The organism is Rubrobacter aplysinae (assembly GCF_001029505.1).
Classification (GTDB): domain Bacteria; phylum Actinomycetota; class Rubrobacteria; order Rubrobacterales; family Rubrobacteraceae; genus Rubrobacter_A; species Rubrobacter_A aplysinae.
On record NZ_LEKH01000001.1, the window covers coordinates 383,333 to 401,647 of the forward strand.

The following is an 18,315-nucleotide window of genomic DNA, read 5'->3' on the forward strand; positions in this document are numbered from 1 at the left end:
AAGCTGGTACGAGCCGGGGACGGCGGGGAGGCCGGATCCTCCCCGCCGCTCTCATTGTGGGCGTGTTTACGGGTGTGTTAAAAGCACCCTTCTAACCATTACTTTCGCGTTACAATCTTTGGGTTGTGTTAGAAGCCGCCCACACTCCGCCGATCCCGAAGGTCCAGAGGGCTTCCGGTTCCGCCAGACCGGTAATAATGCTGGTCCTGGACGGCGTGAGACCGGACATACTAAAGAGCGCCATAGAAGACGGCGCGGCTCCGACGCTTGGCGCGATCTCGGACGGCGGCGAGGCTGCCTGGGACGCGGTGTCCGTGTTCCCGAGCATCACCCCCGCCGCGACCGCCGCGATAGCGACCGGCGAGCCTCCGGCGGGGAGCGGGATCGTGGGCCACTCCTGGCACGACCGCGACGCCGGACGGACTTTCGTGTACGGCGCGATGCGGGAGACGGTGCTTTCGAGCGGCCCGCTCAAGGTCTTCGACAACAACGTGTGGCGCATGAACCGGGACCACCTCTCCGCCCCGACGCTCTTCGAGCGGCTGGACGAGCGCGGGGTGGACGGAGCGTGCGTGCACTTCCCGATCCGGCGCGGCCCCCACGAGCATCCCGTGCGGCTGAGGTCCGTGAGGGGCGTCTCCAGGACCGGGGATTATCTCGGCGGCTCGGTCGGCGGCCCGCGCGAGTATTACATGGGAGACCTGTTCCACACCCGCAGGACCGAGGCCAACGGCCGGGACGGTAGCGGCGGGATGCTGCACTCCGCCGGGATCAACGACGAGCACGCCGCGGAGGTCGGGGCGATGCTCCTGCGCGAGGAGGTCGCGCCGTTCAACCTCGTGTACTTCTTCAAGGGCGACTCCGTTACCCACCACAAGGGTCTCGGGGCGCAGCGGCGCTGGATCGAGCAGGCGGACAGGTACGTGGCCCGGATCTTCGAGGCCGCGGGCGGGACCGAGCGGGTTCTCTCGGAGTACGCCGTGCTCGCCCTGTCGGATCACGGCCACAATCCCCTTATAGATGACGCCCGGCGTTCCCGCTACGTGAACCTGGACGCCGCGCTTCCAGAGGCGCTGCCTATCTCCTCTCGTTCCCGGCTCCATCGGGAGGATGACGTCCTGACTCTGCCAAACGGCCGGGCCGCGTTCCTGTACCTCGGGGAGAAGGTCAGCCGCGAGGCCGTGGCCGGGAGCTTGGCTCCTTCGCGGGGCGTGGACCTCGCCGCCTGGCAGGAGGGGGGGAGCGTGCGGGTGCTGCGTGGCGGCCGGGAGCTCTCCTTCCGGCCGGCGGCCGCAGCGGACGCGGGTACGGTAGACGAGGCCGGCCGGAGCTGGCATCTCGACGGCGACCCCGGGGCCCTGGATCTCTCCGTGTCGCGGACCGGTATCTCCTACGGGGAGTACCCGGAGGCCCTGGAGCGGCTCTGGGGCGGTGTAGGCTCCTCGCGCACCGGGGACGTGGTGCTCTCCGCGACGCCGGGCCATACCTTCGGGGAGATCTCCGGGGGCTTTCACAAGGCCAGCGACCACGGCTCTCTGCACGCCAGCGACTCACACATCTTCGCGCTGGCGAGCGGGATACCCGTCCCGCGCAGGATCACGGACGTCGCTCCGATACTCCTCTCCCACTTCGCGGGCGCGAGGCGGCTTGGCTTCTAACGGAGCCTCCGGCAAGAGCGGCGGTAAGAGCGGCGGGAATGGCGCGGAGGATGAGAGGAGCATCTCGCCCAGCAGCCGGCGCTCTTTCGGATGCGTAACCTGGGTGAACATGGCGATGCTCGCCTTTCTCGCCTCTGCCTACGTGCTCCCGCTGCCGTTGCGGTTTCTGGGCGGAACGATGGAGATCGTGCCGACCGCCATCCCGTTCAGGCTCACGCTGTTTGGCCTGGTGATGTTTCTGCCCGGGCTCGCGCTCGGGGCGGTGCTCGGCAAGCGGACCTACCGGGCCGAGCGGTGGCGGGCGACCCGCGCCGGAGCCGGAATAGGCGCGGTTATAGGCTGGACCAGCTTCTTCTTCGTGGACCGGGTCGGCGCGTATGTGATCCCGGTCTGGGAGAGGTTTTTCGAGGCGGGGGATGCGTTGCTGTATGCGTTCGGCGCCCTGTCCGTCGTGGCGGCCTTGGGAGTGCTATACGCACTGTTCTCCAGGGATGATTACCGCCGGCGCAGGGTGGCCGCTTTTGCGGGAGCCGGTCTCGTGTTCGGGGCGGGGCTGGTCGTGCTGGTCGCGGGCTTCGACATGGCCGGACTCGTGGCCGCGCTGCTCTCGACCGGAGCCGGGGCCATTGGCGGCTGGGTCGCCGGGATAGGCTACGCCCGGGCCGGGGGCAACGAGATGATCCCACCCGGAGCCGTGCTCCGCGAGCCCGAGCCCACTCAAGACCGGGGCTCCGGGAGAAGATAACTGGAACGATCTAGAAGTCGTAACAGTAGTGGATCATAGACCAAAACCTTCATAAGAGTTCGCGCCGGTGGGGTGTAGTCGGTGCTAAGGGCCTCCTTCTCGGCGGTAGTGAGCCCAGCGGTGACGGATGAGTCTGTTTACAGCGGTAATCATCTCGGAGAAAGGTTAATCAGAGGTCGAAGATCGGTTTCTCACGCTCGGTACGCCGTACCAGCCTCTTGTGGGCGTTGAACCGAGAGTTGGTTCATTCCGTGTAGGGCGGATGGATGCAACCGGAGTTGGCTCTCCTTCTCTCTCCACCGGTGCAGCCTATAGGTTTGAGCTGGAGGTTGCTAAAGAAAAAGGTAACGTTTGTGTGACAGATGAGTCTCCTCTAGCCTGTTTTCATGAAATCCTTTACCTACGCGATTTTTCAACCGTCGGGGCATACCGGAAAAGGCTCAGACATAGTTGATATAGAGTAAGGTTACCCACGAGATTGTAATTCGATGTTTTAGTTCGTGAACATTTCCGGAGCTGGACGCTACTAACCTGGTAGATGGATGGTTTGTACGCATGGCACGGAGTTTCACGGAAGGATTGGTCGGTGAGAGAGCGGCCGGCGGATACGGATCGGCTGCTAATCCAACGTCTTGCCCGTGGTGAGGCGAGGGCGCTGGACGAGCTGTATGGCCGATTCGGAGGGGTGTTGTTCGGCTACCTGCTCGCTTTGAGCCCGCACCGGGAGGCTGCCGAGGAGATTCTGCAGGATACCTTCGTCGCGGCGTGGAGGGCTGCGGGCAGTTTCGAGGGTAGATCCTCCGTAAAGACCTGGCTGTTTGCTATCGCCCGGCGGAGGGCGCACGAGGCGCTCCGCCGCAGATCCCTACCCCTCAACGACGAGGGCGAGCTAGAGGCGCTGGCGGATCGGGAGCCGGATCCGGAGAAGGCCTCGCTGACCGGGGAGAGCGAAAGAGAGCTTGCGGACTGCATCTCTCGCCTGTCCTCCAGCCAGCGCGAGGCGCTGGTACTGGTGTTCTTCCAAGAGTTCTCCTACGCGGAGACAGCCGAGGTGCTCGGCGTGCCGATAGGGACGGTTAAGAGCCGCCTGTCGAACGCCAAGCGCTCCCTCCGCACTCTGATGACCGATCCGGAGGGCCCGGGGCCAAACCACGCTACTCGAGGTAAAGAAGAGCGTAAGAGAGGCGATGACGATGTTTGAGCCAGGTTCCGGCTACTACTGTAACTCCTGTGGTCGGACTAGAGAGTCATTGCCGGAGTACGTAAACGGCGCACTGGACAGCCGGGCGAGCACCGCAGTGAGCGAGCATCTGCGAGGTTGCGAAGCCTGCCGGAGGGAGCTCGCATCTTGGGAGGAGATCGCCCACGTCGCACGGGAGGTCCAGGAGGGCGCCCCGCAGCCGGGTGAGCACGTCATGGCGGAGGTGCGGAGGCTCATCGGCGAGGAGGAAGTCTCTCATAGTCGCGAGACCGCGAGCACCACCCGGCGTATACGGCACCCGTGGAGGGAAGTTTCCCTGGCGTGGCAGCTCCTTTCGGGGCAGGTTCGTCTGATCCGCCGGGAGAGTTGGGCAGCCTCCGCGCTGACCCTTGTCATAGGGTTCTTCGTGGAGCTCGCTCTTGGCGGGCAAGCGGCGCCGCCCGGGCTCGCGCTGGCCGTGTTCGCGCCGGTGGTGGCCGCATTGGGGGTCGCCTTCATCTACGGTCCAGAGAACGACCCCTCGCTAGAGGTGGTCCTCTCGACCCCGACGCCGCCCCAGCTAGTGTTGCTCGCGCGCCTGACGCTCGTGTACGCCTACGATCTCGCGCTGCTGCTCCTCGCCTCGTCGGTCCTGGCGGCTTTCGAGGGAGGCTCCGGATTGTGGGGGATGATCTCGCTGTGGGTGGGTCCCATGCTCTTCCTTTCTGCGCTTACCTTGCTGGTCTCTCTCACGTTCGGCACCGCCAGCGCCGTAATCGTCGCGATGTGCCTGTGGGCGAGCCGGATCGCGGCAGCCGCGGCCGAGAATACCGCAGTCCCTGAACTGCCCCGGACGCTCGCGCTTACGCAGTCCTTCTGGAGCGCGGACGCGGCGCTCGTGGTCGTGGGTGCGCTGATGATCCTCTTCACCGTGGTGTGTGTGCCGTATGTGTCCAGAACAGGGAGGGTGGCGTAGATGGCGAACGTGAAAATGAGCGCAAAGAAGAGAGTAAAGACGAGGGCGACCTTGCTACCCGGATGGCTCGGCTACGAGTTTCGTCGCGTCGGCGCCGCGGCCCTCGCCACACCCCTGGTGGTCGGTGCGCTCTTCGTAGCGGCCTCCGCGCTCATGGCACTCTCCGGTGCGGAGAAGGAGCAGATGGCGGGGTACCTTACGGCCGGACTGGAGATCATCCTGCCGCTCGCCACGGGCATCGCCGTCGGCAGGGTCGTCTCCGAGGAGCCCGTCGTGGAGTTGCAGCTAACGCTGTGGACAGGCTACCAGCGGGCCCTCCTGAGACGCCTCGGTCTGCTGATAGCCTGGACCATCTCGGTCGGACTGGCGTGGGCGGCCCTACTGGGTCTGGCGGGGATGTGGGCCGTGCCGGGCTCTTTCCTGATCGGCCAGCTGGGTTGGCTCGCGCCTCTGTGCTGGTTCTTCTCTCTCGGGGCGCTCCTGGCGCTCGTCTTGCGCAGTTCGACCGCGAGCAGCGCCGTGCTCGGTGGGGTCTGGCTCTTCGAGCTGATGCTGGGCGGGTTGTTCTACACCACCGACTGGCTGAGACCCATATTCCTGTTCGCCACGACCTTCACCCCGGCGGCGGACTACTGGGCCTTCAACCGCCTCGTCCTGATCGCCATCTCCATCGTGCTGGGTGTCGTGTTCTGGGCGCTGCTTAGAAGATCCGAGCTCGTGTCCAACCTCTCCAATGGGAGCGAGACATGAAAAAGAGTAGAGCCGAGAAAAGAGCTACGAACATCTCCAGTGCCTCTGGCGCGGATGGCGTGGCTGCGGCGGCGGTTGCGGGCAGCGCCCTGTACGAGTTCCGGATGCAGATTCGCCGGAAGGCGGTCTGGGTCGTGCTGGCCCTCTTTAGCCTGTGGGCGCTAACGGGTAATAACAACCCCTGGGACTTCCCGCCCGCAGCGTCGCTGACGGACGTGGTCGTCACCTGGGCAGGAGTGGTGCAGCTGTTCATGCCCATAGCCTTGGGCTGCATGATAGCCGACAGGCTGCCGCGAGACCGGCGGACTGGGGTCTCCGAGCTGCTCGACACCCTTCCAGCCTCTCCGGGAGGCAGGCTGGTGGGCAAGTATCTCGGGGCCACGCTAGCCACCACCGTGCCCGTCTTCATCCTCTACGCCGCCGGGATAGCCTACGTGGTAGTAGATAGGGGTGAGTGGCTGGCCGTGCCGCTGGCGCTCGCCGCCTTCGCCGCCGTTAACATCCCCGGTCTGCTCTTCGTGGGGGCGTTCTCCGTGGCCTGCCCGACGCTCTTGCGGGTCCCGCTGTATCAGTTCCTGTTCGTGGGCTACTGGTTCTGGGGCAACGCGCTGAACCCTGACAGTCCGATCCCGACCCTGAGCGGAACCTGGCTCACGCCGGCAGGAGGATATATGAGCTCCGGATTCTTCGGGGTGCCGGGAATTTACATCAGCCAGGCCGAGCCCTGGGAAGGCGTGGTGAGCATCGCCCTGCTCCTGGGGCTGGCGGCTATGGCGTTGTTGACCGCCCATTACTACCTACATTGGCGGAAAAGCCGGAGATGATGAAGAGCACTCATCAGAGAAAGAAAGGTGCGAATCATGGAGATCGTGCTAGAGGGAGTGAGCAAGGGTTATGGCCGCGGAGCTCGGGCCTTATCGTCTGTGGACCTGACCATAGGCGGGGGGATGTACGGCCTGCTCGGGCCCAACGGGGCCGGTAAGACTACGCTGATGAAGATTCTCGCAGGCATCATAAAGCCTACCTCCGGCTCCGTTCGGATCGGTGGCCACGACTGCAACACCGAGGCCGGGCGCAGGGCCGTCAAGCGTGGGCTTGGCTACCTGCCGCAGGAGCTGGGGCTCTACCCGGACCTTTCGGCGGGTGAGTTTCTGGACTACGTGGGCATACTCAAGGGATTGGAGAACAAGGCGCAAAGACACGACAGAGTAGAGCATCTACTCGCCACGGTCGGCCTCGAGGAGGTGCGTAACCGCAAGCTCAAGGGTTTCTCCGGGGGCATGAAGCGCCGCGTGGGGATAGCCCAGGCTCTCTTGAACGACCCGGGGCTTCTGATCGTCGACGAGCCCACCGCCGGGCTCGATCCCGAGGAGCGCATCCGTTTCAGGAACCTCCTCTCCGAGCTCGCCGCTGAGAGGACCGTCTTGCTCTCCACCCACATAGTAGAGGACGTCGCACAGACCGGCCGCCAACTGTGCGTGCTCGTCGGCGGTGAGATCCTGTTCCAGGGTACTACCCCGGAGCTTATCGAGGCGGCGCAAGGTAAGGTGTGGACCATAGACACCGACGGCCCCCGGCCCGGGGGAGACCTCACGGTTGTCTCCACCCTACACCTGGGAGAGTCCGTGCGCTACCGGGTTGTGGGCGAGCCAGGGAGCGTACCAGAGGCCTCGGCCGCTGATCCAAGCCTTGAAGACGGCTACGTGTGGCTGATGCGCAAAAGCCGGGTCACAGAGCTCGCATAGAGCTTTTGTAGAGATCCCCGCTGCCTTGACCTCCTTCGGGCACTTCGCGCGCCCCATTCCCCGGCGGCTATCCTCATTCTCTATTAGCTGCCGAGGTATGAGGTGACGCACGGGACGATAGACTAAAGGTATGGCGGCTTCCAGCCACATCTTTAATGACCGGCTCGACGCCGGGAGGAGGCTTGCCCGGCTGCTGGAGGGTTACCGCGAGGAGTCGCCGGTCGTGTACGCCCTGCCGCGCGGCGGGGTGCCGGTAGGGTATGAGATCTCCCGCTTCCTCGGAGCGCCGCTCGAGGTGCTCGTCTCGCGCAAGCTCGGCGCGCCCGGACAGCCGGAGCTCGGCATCGGCGCGGTTACCTCCGACGGGGTGAGGTTCCTCAACCGGACGATGGTGGAGCATCTCGGCGTCTCCGAGGAGTACGTCGAGCGCGTTACGGCGGAGGAGTCCGAGGAGGCGGACCGCCGGGCCCGGTTGCTAAGGGGGGAACATCCCGAGCTAGAGGCCCGGGGCCGCACCGCGATAATCGTGGACGACGGCCTGGCGACCGGTGCTACGGCCCGCGCCGCCGTAGAGTCCCTACGCCGGAGAGAGGCGAGGCGCATCGTGCTCGCCGTACCCGTGTGCGCCGCGCAGACGGAGGCCGAGATGCTGTCTGAGGCGGACGATCTGGTCTCCCTGGAGCTCCCCGAGAGCCTCGGGGCGATAGGGTTCTGGTACCGGGATTTCACCCAGATCACCGACGAGGAGGCCCTGGATCTCCTGCGGCGCACGAGGTCCGGCTGAGGTCGAGGCCCGCCCCCGCGCCGCGATATAATCCGGTACATGCCGCGCAACGATTACCCTGATAGATCCCACCTCCCGAACTCCCCCGGCGTTTACCTCTTCGAGGACGCCGAGGGCAAGGTCGTCTACGTCGGCAAGGCCAAGAACCTCAGGAGCCGCGTCGCCAACTACTTTACGAAGTCCGGCGACGGGCGGCCCAAGATCTCCGAGCTGCGCGAGATCGTGGAGCGGATAGACTTTATCGCCACCCGCACCGAGACCGAGGCGCTCGTCCTGGAGTCGAACCTCATAAAGCGTCATCGGCCCCGGTTCAACGCCTCGCTAAAGGACGACAAGAGCTACCCTTACATCGTCGTGACCACCGGCGACGAGTACCCGCGCGTGTTTTCGAGCCGGGGTGTGCGCGACCCTCGGCACCGCTACTTCGGCCCGTTCCCCTCCGCGGGGGCGGTACACGCCACCCTGGACGTCCTGAACAAGACCTTCCCGTTCCGCAAGTGCCGGGGCCCGGAGCCCGGCCGCAAGAGCGGCGTGCCGTGCCTGAACTACCACATCGGGCGCTCCGTCGCGCCGTGCATCGGGGCGGTCACCAAGGAGGAGTACGACGGGATTATCTCGGACGTGATCTCCTTTCTCGAAGGCCGGGTGGACGGCCTGATCCGGGAACGCCAGCAGAGGATGGAGGCCGCCTCTAAAGAGATGGACTTCGAGATGGCCGCAAAGCTGCGCGACGAGCTTGAGTCGTTGCGCTACGTGCGCGAGCGCCAGCAGGCCACCATCGCCAGCGAGGACGCCTTCGACGCGTTCGGGGTCTATGCCGAGGGCGAGACGGCCTGCGTGCAGGTCTTCGCCGTGCGGGGCGGTCAGATCTCCCGCCGCGACTCCTTTCTCCTGGACAACTACGGCGAGTCCTCGCCGGAGCGGATCGCGCTCTCCTTCGCGCCGCAGTACTACGAGACCGCCGCCGTCCCCCGAGAGGTCCTCCTCCGCACCGACGCCCCCGAGGACGAGCTCGCCCCGCTCTCCGAGCACCTCTCCGGGCAGCGGGGATCGGGCGTCACCGTGCGCCAGCCGCAGCGGGGCGACCGTCGCCGCATCCTGGAGCTTGCCGAGCGCAACGCCGAGCTGAACCTCGGCCACGAGCGGGCGCTGGACGAGGCCCGCCGCGACCGGGTCGCCTCCACGCTGGACAACCTCATGGAGGAGCTAGCCCTGCCAAAGCTCCCGCTGCGCGTGGAGTGCTACGACATCTCAAACACGATGGGCACCAACTCCGTGGCCTCGATGGTCGTCTTCCAGGGCGGGCGTCCGGCCAAGGATCAGTACCGGCGGTTCAAGATCGGCACCGTCGAGGGCCCGGACGACTTCGCCAGCATGGCCGAGACGATCCGGCGCAGGCTCGAACGCCTGAAACAGGGCGACGAGAAGTTCTCCCCGGCCCCGGACCTGATGCTCCTCGACGGCGGCAAGGGACAGCTCTCCGCCGTATCGGAGGTGTTCGAGGAGCTCGGGGTGGGGGAGGAGCTGCCGGACATCGCACTGCGCTCGCTCGCCAAGCGCGACGAGGAGGTCTTCGAGCCGGGCCGCCCGGAGCCCGTGATCCTGACCCGCGACTCCGCCGAGCTTCACCTGCTGCAGCGGGTACGCGACGAGGCCCACCGCTTCGCCAACGCCTATCACCGCAAGCTGCGCGGCAAGGAAATGACCGCCTCGGCCCTGGACGAGCTGCCCGGCATCGGACCGGGCCGCAAGAAGCGAATCCTGGAGCATTTCGGCTCGCCGGAGGCCTTCTTCGAGGCCCCGCTGGAGGAGATAGAGTCCGTCCCCGGCCTTCCCACCCGGGTCGCCCGCGACCTCCACACCCGGCTGCACCGCTAGCCGGAGCCCATTCGTATACGTTGTATACTCGGACATACTCGAAAGTGGACGCCGGGCGGCGTCCGCTCTCCGCGGATGATCGGGGGTAAGCTGAGTGGAGAAGGTCCAAAAGCCCCAGAAACTCCAGGAAACGGGGTCGGAACGGTCCGCCGGGAGGCGCATCATTATCGTGACCGGGCTATCCGGCTCCGGTAAGTCCACCGCGCTCAAGGCTTTCGAGGACACGGGCTACTACTGCATAGACAACCTGCCGCCGAAGGTGATCCCGGACGTGCTCGCCACTGCGAGCCAGCCCCACGGAGAAGCCGAGATGGTCGGTGACGTGGTGGTGGCGATGGACATCCGGGGCCTGCGACACTTCGGGGGGGAGATCCGGGAGGGCCTGGAGCTCGTAGAAGACCGGCCGGGCTGGGAGCCGCAGATAATCTTCATAGAGGCCGACGACCAGACCCTCGTCCGGCGCTACAAGGAGAGCCGCCGCCCGCACCCCGCCGCCAGAGGGGGTGACGTGCTCTCCGCCATCCAGAAAGAGCGCGGCGACCTCGCGGCCCTGCGCGAGCGGGCCGACGTCGTCGTGGACACCTCCGGCCTGTCGGCGGCGGAGCTGCGGCTGCGGTTCGGTGAGCTGGCGGGCTCCGACTCGTCTCTCGGACGTCTGACCGTTAGCGTGATCTCCTTCGGCTTCAAGCACGGCTCACCGCTGGACGCGGACATGATGCTGGACGTGCGCTTCCTGCCCAACCCGCACTACGACCCGGACCTGCGGCCCCTCACCGGATGGGATGCCCCGGTGCGGGACGCCGTGCTCGATTCGGAGGGCTGTGAGGAGTTTCTAGAGCGGACCTGCGGCCTACTGGAGTTCCTGATCCCCCGCTACACCGCCGAGGGCAAGTCCTACTTCACCATCGGTATCGGCTGTACCGGCGGCCGCCACCGCTCCGTGACCATCGCCGCGGAGCTCGCCCGACGTCTGGGTGAGTCGTCCGAAGTACAGCCGATACAGCCGTTCGTCCGGCACCGGGACCTTGAGCGTCGCGGCTAGGGCTAACCCTCGCCACTCTCGAAGCCCGGATACAGCGACATGCCGCCGTCCACGAAGAGCGTCGCGCCGGTGACGTAGGAGGCCTCGTCGGAGACGAGAAAGGCGACGCACGCGGCGACCTCGGCGCTCTCCCCGACGCGGTCCCAGGGTATGAGCGCTTCCAGACTGGCCCGGGACTCCGGATCCTGTAGCTTTTCCTCGTTCTCTGGGGTGGCGATCGCCCCGGGGGCGACGGCGTTTACCCTTATCCCCCGGCTCGCGAACTCCAGCGCGAGTGACTCGGTCAGCAGCTTGAGTCCGCCCTTGGAGGCGGAATAGTGGGCGAAGCGGGGCCAGGGGATGATCTGGTGCACGCTCGACATGTTGACGACCACGCCGCCGCCGCGCTCGACCATGCCGCCGATGATCTCCCGGCTCACCAGGAAAGCGCCGCCCATGTTCACCGAGACCACCTGCTCCCAGTCCGCGAGGCTCATCTGGAGGAACGGGCGCTCGCTCTGGGTCCCGGCGTTGTTGACCAGGATGTCCGGCGGGCCGAGGCTCTGCTCCGTCTCCCGCACGAGCCGCCGCACCTCCTCCTCGCTTGAGACGTCGCCTTGCACGGCGACAGCCCGGCCTCCTGAATCCTCGATGCGGCCCACGGCCTGCCGCGCGCCCTCCTCGTCGGAGCGGTAGTTCACGGCGACCGCCGCGCCCTCCTCCCCCAGCCGGGCGGCGGTCTCGAAGCCGATGCCGCTCGACGCCCCTGTCACGAGCGCCGTCTTTCCCGCCAGCCTGCCGTTTCCGGGCCGCTGCGCCTCTGCCATCTCTACCTCCCGTATCGGGTAACAGGGGCCTGTAATGTACGCCTCTGGTGGCAGGTATACTAACCTGCTGTGGAGCAGGCACGGGGCGAACAGGCACTTCGGGTGGTGGCCTTTGGCGGCGGGACGGGGCTGCCCGTGCTGTTACGGGGGCTCAAGGATACCGGCGCCGACCTTACCGCCGTGGTCACGGTAACGGACGATGGAGGGTCCAGCGGCCGGCTGCGTCAGGAGCTCGGTATCTCGCCGCCGGGGGACGTGCGCAACTGTCTGGTCGCCCTCTCCGAACGGAGCGGGCTCACCGAGGTCTTCGAGTACCGCTTCGCCGGGTCCGGGACCGGGGATCTCGCGGATCACGCCGTCGGGAACATCATTATCGCCGCCCTCTCGGACATGGGGGGCGGCTTCGTGCAGGGTGTGGAGCAGGCGGCCCAATTCTTGAGGGTGAGGGGCCGGGTGTACCCGGCCGCCGTCGAGAGCCTGACGCTCGTCGTCTCCTACGAGGATGGGGGCCTCGCCCGCGGAGAGACCGCGGCGGTCGCGGGGGGGAAGAGGATCTCGCGCGTCGCCGTCGAGCCGGAGGATACGCCCGCCCCGGAGGCGGTGCTCGAAGCAGTACGTGCCGCCGACGTGGTCGTGCTGAGCCCCGGCAGCCTGTTCACGAGCACCATACCGGCTCTGCTCGGCGGCGGCGTGAGACAGGCGCTCGCAGGGTTCGCGGGGCCTGTGGTGTACGTCGCCAACGTAATGACCCAGAAGGGCGAGACGGACGGCTTCTCGGTGGCGGAGCACCTCCGGGCCATAGCGGACCACGCCGGGCCGGTGGTAACGGACGTGCTGGTCCACGGCACGGAGCTGCCCGAGGCCACCCTCTCGCGCTACAGGAGCGAGGGCGCCGCGCCGGTCGAGGTGGACCGGGCAGAGGTGGAGCGGCTCGGCGTGAGGCTGCACGAGAGGGAGCTCGTCTCACCCGGCGACGACGGGCGCGGGGTTCGTCACGACCCGGAGAGGCTCGCCACGGAGGTACGGAGGATTGGCCTCCTACGCCGCTGAGCTACGGCGCCTCCTGGCTGCCGAGACCTCCGGCGCCGGCTTCTCGAAGGCGTCCGCCGCGAGACGCTCGCCCCGGTGGACCGCAGAGCTCGCCGGTCTGGTGCACGGCTCCGGCGGCCTGGGTGACGGGCCACAGGTTCTCGGCGTAAGCACGCCGAGCGCCTCCGTGGCACGCTCGGCGGCGCGGCTGCTGCGCTCGGAGTTTGGCCTGGAGCCCCGGTTGGAAGACCGGCGCGGAACGACCTCTGATCGGGGCAGCTTCGCCCGCGCCCGCTACGTTGTGGTAGCGGACGGCAACCGGGCGCTCCAGGCCGACGAGGAGCTGGGGGCCCTCGCCGCCGCGCTCAAGGCCCGCTCCGCGCCGGGGGAGAGGGGCACGGCCTACCTGCGCGGGGCGTTCCAGGTCGCGGGCTCCCTGGCCGCGCCCGGCTACCGGCGCGGACACCACCTGGAGTTTGCCCACCGCGACGAGGCTTTCGTGCGGCTCGTGGCCTCGCTTTCGCGCGCCCCGCTCGCCGTGGTCCGCCGGCGCGGCCACCACGTCGCCTACACCAAGAGCGCCGACGGGGTAACGACCGTCCTCGCCCAGCTCGGGCTGCACGAGGCCGTGCTGGATTACGAGGCCCGGGCCGTCCTGGGTGAGGCGAAGGCCAACGCCAACCGCGTCACCAACTTCGACGCCGCGAACGCCGGGCGCGTGGCCCGCTCCGCCGCCCGCCAGCAGGAGGCCCTGCAACGCCTCGACCCCTCCGGGCTGCCGCGGGCCCTGGGGGAGATGCTCGCGCTCCGGCTGGAGAACCCCGACGCCTCGCTCTCCGAGCTGGCCCGCCTCGGGGGCATTACCAAGAGCGCGGCCAACCACCGTCTCAGGCGGCTGCTCGACGCCTCCGAGTCGGGCGGCGCGGAGTAAACGGAGTAAATGTAGCTCCCCGCACGGCCTGCTCGACACGGCGGCTGGTCCCTGGTGACCGCGACCACTCGGGAACCGCCATAGGGCTGTTAATAGCCGGGATTATCGGGCACAATATGCGGGCGTGTGAGTGATGTACGAGTACCAACTACAGAGGGGAGGCCGGTTAGATGGCCGTAAAAATAGGAATCAACGGTTTTGGCCGCATAGGCATGATGGTCGCCAAGGCGGCGATACAAAGCGGCAACGACGTGGAGATAGTAGGCATCAACGACCTGATGCCGATGGAGAGCCTGGCGCTACTCTTCCAGCGCGACTCCACCCACGGGATCTGGGACGAGAAGGTAAGCGTGGAGGGCGACTCCCTTCGCATCGGGGACCGCAAGATCAAGACCTTCACCGAGCGCAACCCGGCGGACATCCCGTGGGGTGAGCAGGGCGCGGACGTGGTGGTCGAGGCCAGCGGCGTGTTCACCGACCGCGGCAGCGCCTCCGGACATCTCGAAGGCGGGGCCAAGAAGGTCGTGATAAGCGCGCCGGCCAAGGGCGTTGACTCGACCTTCGTCTACGACGTGAACCACGAGAGCTACGACCCGGACAACCACCACGTCGTCTCCAACGCGAGCTGCACCACCAACTGCATAATCCCGCTGGTGACCGTGCTGCAGGAGAGCTTCGGCGTCGAGTCCGGCTACATGACCACGGTACACGCCTTCACAAATGACCAGAGCCTCCTCGACGCGGCCCACAAGGACCCGCGCCGCGCCCGCTCGGCCCCCCAGAACATCATCCCGACCTCCACGGGTGCGGCGCAGCTGGCCGGTGAGATCTACCCGGACCTCAAGGGCAAGGTGGACGGCATGGCGATGCGTGTCCCCGTCGCCGACGGCTCCATAACCGACTTCGTGGCCCAGCTTGGTCAGGAGGTAACGGCGGATCAGGTCAACGACGCCTTCAAGCAGGCCGCCGACGGCAGCATGTCTCACATCCTGGAGTACTCGAACGCCCCGCTGGTCTCCTCGGACATCGTCGGCAATCCCTCTTCCTGCGTCTTCGACTCGCTGCTTACGATGGCGAGCGGGCGCTCGGTGAAGGTGCTCGGCTGGTACGACAACGAGTGGGGCTACTCTAACCGCACGGTAGACCTCGCCCGCTACATCGGCGAGAGCCTGTAGGTAGCTTCCGGCGGTCAGCGGTCGGTGGTCAACCGATCCCGCTCTCGACGCGGCCGGGTTGCGAATGCGTGACCCGGTCGCATCGTATCTACCGGCAAGCTGAAAGCTGATCGCGCCGACTGTAGAGGGCCAGAGGGAGGCAACAGCATGAACAAGCGGAGCGTCAAGGATCTAGACCTCGCGGGTAAGCGGGTCTTGGTGCGGGTGGACTTCAACGTGCCCGTCAAGGACGGCCGCGTAACGGACGACACCCGCATCCGGCGGGCGCTGCCGACGATCCGGTATCTGATCTCGGAGGGCGCGCGTCCGATCCTGATCTCACACCTCGGACGCCCCAAGGGCGAGCCGGACCCGAAGTACTCCATGGACCCGGTCTCTCGCCGCCTCGGAGAATTGCTGGAGCTCCAGGTCAACAAGCTCGACGCCGCGGTCGGCGAGGAGGTCGAGCGCCAGCTACAGGAGTGGGACGGTCAGGGCGTGGTGCTGCTCGAAAACTCCCGCTTCTATCCGGGAGAGACCGACAACGACCCGGAGCTCGCCCGCCAGCTCGCCCGTCTCGCCGACGCCTACGTGGACGACGCCTTCGGCGCGGCCCACCGGGCGCATGCCACCACCTACGGCGTCGCCGAGCACCTGCCCTCCGCCGCCGGGCTACTCATGCAGGAGGAGATAGACAACCTCGAACGCGTCCTCAGCCACCCCGAGCGCCCGATGGTCGCCATACTCGGCGGGGCGAAGGTCTCCGACAAGCTCTCTGTCATAGAAAGCCTGCTCGGCTCGGCCGACACCCTGCTAATAGGCGGGGCGATGTGCTTTACGTTCTTCAAGGCCCGGGGCTACGAGGTCGGAAAATCTCTGGTCGAGGACGAGTATCTCGACGAGGCCCGCCGCCTCATGGACGAAGCCGGCGATAGGCTCGTGCTACCGGTGGACGTGGTAGTAGCGGGCGAGATGAGCGAGAGCGCCGAGAGCCGGGCCGTCGAGGCGGACAAGATCCCCCCCGACATGATGGGCCTGGATGTAAGCCTCGGCACCGTCGGGCTGTTCCGGGGCCACATTGAGAACGCCGCCACCGTGTTCTGGAACGGCCCGATGGGCGTGTTCGAGATAGAGGCCTTCGCCAAGGGCACCGAGGGCGTGGCCCAGGCGGTGGCCGAGAGCCCCGCGATGAGCGTGGTCGGCGGCGGCGACTCGGTTGCCGCCGTCTCGAAACTTGGCCTCGAAGACGAGATGGGCTTCATATCCACCGGAGGCGGGGCCTCGCTGGAGTACGTCGAAGGACAGGAGCTGCCCGGAATAGCCGTGCTGCCGGACGAGTCTGATAAGGGGGAGAGCTAATGGCGACGACGCGACGCCCGATGATGGCCGCGAACTGGAAGATGAACAAGACGGTAGTCGAAGCCGAGCAGTACATGGCCGCCCTGCTGCCCCGCGTCGCCGGGGCCGAGGGGGTAGACGTTGCGGTGTACGCGCCGTTTACCAGCCTGCCGGCCGTCGCCCGCATGGCCGAGGACTCGGAGGTGATCCCCGGAGCCCAGAACTTCTATCACGAGGATTCCGGGGCGTTTACCGGCGAGATCTCCGCGCCGATGCTCCTGGACCTCGGCATCGGCTCGGTGGTCGTGGGTCACTCCGAGCGGCGCGAGATCTTCGAGGAGTCCGACGACCTCGTGGCCCGCAAGACCGGCCGGGCGCTGGAGGCCGGCCTCATACCCGTCGTCTGCGTCGGGGAGACCAAGGAGGAGCGCGACTCCGGCAAGATGTGGGGCAAGGTCTCCGGTCAGGTGCGGGCCGTCGTGGAGGGCCTGGGCGACGTATCCGCGGAGAGCCTGGTCTTCGCCTACGAGCCCATCTGGGCTATCGGCACCGGCGACACCGCCACCCCCGACGACGCCCAGGACGCCTCGGATAAGATCCGGAACCTCCTCAAGGAGCTCAAGGGCGAGGACTTCGCGAGCGGCGTGCGCATCCTGTACGGCGGCTCCGTGAAGCCCGAGAACGTGGGTGAGATCATGTCCAAGCCCGACGTGGACGGCGGCCTCGTGGGCGGCGCGAGCCTGAAGGCGGACTCGTTTATCGCGCTGGTCGAGGAGGCCCAGAACCACGCCTCCTAGAGACTGCGCCGCCGCACCCACCGTGATAACCGCCGCAACCACCGGCTCTGTGCTAGAGTAAAGGTCTATGATCTATGTACTGGCTTTCATCCACACCATATTCTGTGTCGCACTCATCGGGGCGATACTGCTCCACTCCGGCAAGGGTGGCGGGCTCTCATCCTCGATAGGCGGCGGCATGGGAAGTACCTTCTCCGGCACCACGGTAATGGAGAAAAACCTTACCCGCCTGACCCTCATAGTGGTCGGCCTTTTCTCCCTGACCACCGTGGCCCTGATCTTCCTGGGTTAGACTTCCTCACGTCGCCGGGGGTCTGAAGGGGTCACGAGAAGGTAAAGGGATAACAGTCACGAGAAGGTAAAGGGATAACAAATAGAAGGAGTCGCCCGGGGAGGATGGGGAGAACAGGCGACTCCTATTCGGCATTATACATCGGAGTTCAAGAGAAAGCGTGGGCTTCTTTACACGCGACCCACTCCGCAGCACAGAGCCCCGGCGTCTGCCGGGGCTCTGATCGTACCTACGGTACTCGTGGTGCCTGTGTGTCGGAGGGGGGACTCGAACCCCCACGTCCGCGATGGACACTAGCCCCTCAAGCTAGCGCGTCTACCTATTCCGCCACTCCGACTCGGTGTAACGTGGTAACTAGACGAGTATACGAGAAGCCCCGACGGTATTCAACTCATTCAACTCCCGGCCGTGGTCTCGGCGTCTCGCGCTTGGGGGCCCCGGCCCGCAGCAGAGACCGGGCCAGGGCGGCGTAGCCCGCGTCGTTGGGGTGAATGTCCCGCTCGCCGCCCTCGTAGCGGCGTAGGTACTCCTCCGTGTGGCCCCGAAAGAGGCGGCCGCCCTCTGCGACCGAGGCCCCGTTGGCGCGGGCGGTGGCCCGGATCTCCTCGTTCATCTCTCCGGTCCAGCGATCCGTGAAGCCTCCGGGAGCGGGGTTGTACAGGGTGAGCACGGTTATCTCGGGCGGCGGGCTGGAGGCCCCGCCCAGTGTCTCCAGGATAAAGCCCAGGTCCTCGCCATACTCCGAGATAGCCTCCCGTCGTCGCCGGTCGGAGGCGTCCCGGGCCCGTAGGAGGTCGTTGCCCCCGAGCGAGAGCGTTACCCGGGAGCCCGGGTAACGCTGCAGAAAGCTCTCGGCCCGCCGGAGCTGCGAGTCTCCCTCGGGGTATCTCCCGATAAAGCTCTCCGCCGTCTCGCCCGAGAGCCCGAGCTGGCGGTACCCGACCTCCCGGCCGGTACGCTCCTCGAGGGCCTCCCGGTACAGTGCCGAGTAGCTCGTCTGCGAGGGGGCGGACGAGCCTACGCCGGCGGCTAGCGAATCTCCGAGAGAGGCATATCCCAGGGGCTCTTCTCCGGAGCAGGACACTAGGCAGAATCGACATTTGCGGATCATAGCCACATTAGAGAAGCTGCCAGATACACGAAAGACTTATAGTACAGGGCCTTCCTATCGTAACGAGTGGCGATACGCCGGAAGCACTTGAGCTTACCA

At 66.5% G+C, this 18,315-nt stretch carries 18 protein-coding genes and 1 tRNA gene; 16 read left to right on the forward strand and 3 right to left on the reverse strand.

Features of this window, described 5'->3' with window-relative positions; translation table 11 throughout:
* Nucleotides 1-125: 125 nt before the first annotated feature.
* The 10 genes from ABD53_RS01990 to rapZ all read left to right on the forward strand — a co-directional run bounded on the left by ABD53_RS01990 (nt 126) and on the right by rapZ (nt 10,758).
* Complete coding sequence (locus tag ABD53_RS01990; protein ID WP_152670523.1) at nt 126-1,658, forward strand: alkaline phosphatase family protein; 1,533 nt, start codon at nt 126-128, stop codon at nt 1,656-1,658.
* The gene (locus ABD53_RS01995) at nt 1,648-2,403 is read left to right on the forward strand and encodes a hypothetical protein (RefSeq protein WP_047864006.1); all 756 of its coding nucleotides are present in this window, start codon (nt 1,648-1,650) and stop codon (nt 2,401-2,403) included. The genes ABD53_RS01990 and ABD53_RS01995 overlap by 11 nt, the downstream gene beginning before the upstream one ends.
* Before the next feature lie 586 nt (nt 2,404-2,989).
* Nucleotides 2,990-3,604 carry an RNA polymerase sigma factor gene (locus ABD53_RS02000; RefSeq protein ID WP_053057553.1) on the forward strand — a complete coding sequence of 205 codons (615 nt, stop codon included), beginning with the start codon at nt 2,990-2,992 and terminating at the stop codon, nt 3,602-3,604.
* Nucleotides 3,597-4,559 carry a zf-HC2 domain-containing protein gene (locus ABD53_RS02005; RefSeq protein ID WP_268778265.1) on the forward strand — a complete coding sequence of 321 codons (963 nt, stop codon included), beginning with the start codon at nt 3,597-3,599 and terminating at the stop codon, nt 4,557-4,559. Before ABD53_RS02000 ends, ABD53_RS02005 begins: the two co-directional genes overlap by 8 nt.
* On the forward strand, nt 4,560-5,309 hold the full coding sequence (locus ABD53_RS02010; protein WP_047864009.1) for a hypothetical protein: 750 nt from the start codon (nt 4,560-4,562) through the stop codon (nt 5,307-5,309). It abuts the gene before it with no gap.
* Entirely contained in the window at nt 5,306-6,133 is an 828-nt protein-coding gene (locus ABD53_RS02015) for an ABC transporter permease (RefSeq protein ID WP_047864010.1), read from the forward strand. The genes ABD53_RS02010 and ABD53_RS02015 overlap by 4 nt, the downstream gene beginning before the upstream one ends.
* Nucleotides 6,134-6,169: 36 nt before the next feature.
* On the forward strand, nt 6,170-7,054 hold the full coding sequence (locus ABD53_RS02020; RefSeq protein WP_047864011.1) for an ABC transporter ATP-binding protein: 885 nt from the start codon (nt 6,170-6,172) through the stop codon (nt 7,052-7,054).
* Between the two features lie 130 nt (nt 7,055-7,184).
* Nucleotides 7,185-7,838 (forward strand): phosphoribosyltransferase, encoded by a 654-nt coding sequence (locus ABD53_RS02025; protein WP_047864012.1) that lies wholly within the window; start codon nt 7,185-7,187, stop codon nt 7,836-7,838.
* A gap of 39 nt (nt 7,839-7,877) precedes the next feature.
* Complete coding sequence (gene uvrC / locus ABD53_RS02030) at nt 7,878-9,716, forward strand: excinuclease ABC subunit UvrC (RefSeq protein ID WP_047864013.1); 1,839 nt, start codon at nt 7,878-7,880, stop codon at nt 9,714-9,716.
* Between the two features lie 94 nt (nt 9,717-9,810).
* Nucleotides 9,811-10,758 (forward strand): RNase adapter RapZ, encoded by a 948-nt coding sequence (gene rapZ / locus ABD53_RS02035; protein ID WP_053057554.1) that lies wholly within the window; start codon nt 9,811-9,813, stop codon nt 10,756-10,758.
* Between the two features lie 2 nt (nt 10,759-10,760).
* On the opposite strand, the gene ABD53_RS02040 is transcribed toward rapZ, so the two are convergent.
* Nucleotides 10,761-11,564: a glucose 1-dehydrogenase gene (locus ABD53_RS02040; protein WP_047864014.1), complete on the reverse strand. Its 804-nt coding sequence runs from the start codon at nt 11,562-11,564 to the stop codon at nt 10,761-10,763.
* Between the two features lie 69 nt (nt 11,565-11,633).
* On the opposite strand from ABD53_RS02040, the gene ABD53_RS02045 reads away from it, so the two are divergent.
* The 6 genes from ABD53_RS02045 to secG all read left to right on the forward strand — a co-directional run bounded on the left by ABD53_RS02045 (nt 11,634) and on the right by secG (nt 17,105).
* Nucleotides 11,634-12,614, forward strand: a complete 981-nt coding sequence (locus ABD53_RS02045; protein WP_084709178.1) for a gluconeogenesis factor YvcK family protein — start codon at nt 11,634-11,636, stop codon at nt 12,612-12,614.
* Nucleotides 12,595-13,524, forward strand: a complete 930-nt coding sequence (gene whiA, locus ABD53_RS02050; protein WP_047864015.1) for a DNA-binding protein WhiA — start codon at nt 12,595-12,597, stop codon at nt 13,522-13,524. The genes ABD53_RS02045 and whiA overlap by 20 nt, the downstream gene beginning before the upstream one ends.
* A gap of 170 nt (nt 13,525-13,694) precedes the next feature.
* Nucleotides 13,695-14,699 carry a type I glyceraldehyde-3-phosphate dehydrogenase gene (gene gap, locus ABD53_RS02055; protein ID WP_047864016.1) on the forward strand — a complete coding sequence of 335 codons (1,005 nt, stop codon included), beginning with the start codon at nt 13,695-13,697 and terminating at the stop codon, nt 14,697-14,699.
* Between the two features lie 147 nt (nt 14,700-14,846).
* Nucleotides 14,847-16,037, forward strand: coding sequence for a phosphoglycerate kinase (locus ABD53_RS02060; RefSeq protein WP_047864017.1), 1,191 nt, complete (start codon nt 14,847-14,849; stop codon nt 16,035-16,037).
* Nucleotides 16,037-16,813 (forward strand): triose-phosphate isomerase, encoded by a 777-nt coding sequence (tpiA, locus tag ABD53_RS02065; protein WP_047864018.1) that lies wholly within the window; start codon nt 16,037-16,039, stop codon nt 16,811-16,813. Before ABD53_RS02060 ends, tpiA begins: the two co-directional genes overlap by 1 nt.
* A gap of 67 nt (nt 16,814-16,880) precedes the next feature.
* Nucleotides 16,881-17,105, forward strand: a complete 225-nt coding sequence (gene secG, locus ABD53_RS02070; protein ID WP_047864019.1) for a preprotein translocase subunit SecG — start codon at nt 16,881-16,883, stop codon at nt 17,103-17,105.
* Nucleotides 17,106-17,357: 252 nt separating this feature from the next.
* Here secG and ABD53_RS02075 read toward each other — a convergent pair.
* Together ABD53_RS02075 and ABD53_RS02080 are read right to left on the reverse strand one after the other, a co-directional pair.
* A tRNA-Leu gene (locus tag ABD53_RS02075) sits at nt 17,358-17,442 on the reverse strand.
* Between the two features lie 54 nt (nt 17,443-17,496).
* Nucleotides 17,497-18,189: an SGNH/GDSL hydrolase family protein gene (locus ABD53_RS02080; RefSeq protein WP_047864020.1), complete on the reverse strand. Its 693-nt coding sequence runs from the start codon at nt 18,187-18,189 to the stop codon at nt 17,497-17,499.
* Between the last annotated feature and the right edge of the window lie 126 nt (nt 18,190-18,315).

Bases quoted from the DNA above. Each gene is read 5' to 3' on its own strand.
- secG (WP_047864019.1), top strand. From the start codon at position 16,881: ATGATCTATGTACTGGCTTTCATCCACACCATATTCTGTGTCGCACTC.
- ABD53_RS02010 (WP_047864009.1), top strand. From the start codon at position 4,560: ATGGCGAACGTGAAAATGAGCGCAAAGAAGAGAGTAAAGACGAGGGCG.
- ABD53_RS02005 (WP_268778265.1), top strand. From the start codon at position 3,597: ATGTTTGAGCCAGGTTCCGGCTACTACTGTAACTCCTGTGGTCGGACT.
- ABD53_RS02020 (WP_047864011.1), top strand. From the start codon at position 6,170: ATGGAGATCGTGCTAGAGGGAGTGAGCAAGGGTTATGGCCGCGGAGCT.
- ABD53_RS02015 (WP_047864010.1), top strand. From the start codon at position 5,306: ATGAAAAAGAGTAGAGCCGAGAAAAGAGCTACGAACATCTCCAGTGCC.
- ABD53_RS02025 (WP_047864012.1), top strand. From the start codon at position 7,185: ATGGCGGCTTCCAGCCACATCTTTAATGACCGGCTCGACGCCGGGAGG.
- ABD53_RS02040 (WP_047864014.1), bottom strand. From the start codon at position 11,564: ATGGCAGAGGCGCAGCGGCCCGGAAACGGCAGGCTGGCGGGAAAGACG.
- gap (WP_047864016.1), top strand. From the start codon at position 13,695: ATGGCCGTAAAAATAGGAATCAACGGTTTTGGCCGCATAGGCATGATG.
- ABD53_RS02060 (WP_047864017.1), top strand. From the start codon at position 14,847: ATGAACAAGCGGAGCGTCAAGGATCTAGACCTCGCGGGTAAGCGGGTC.
- tpiA (WP_047864018.1), top strand. From the start codon at position 16,037: ATGGCGACGACGCGACGCCCGATGATGGCCGCGAACTGGAAGATGAAC.
- uvrC (WP_047864013.1), top strand. From the start codon at position 7,878: ATGCCGCGCAACGATTACCCTGATAGATCCCACCTCCCGAACTCCCCC.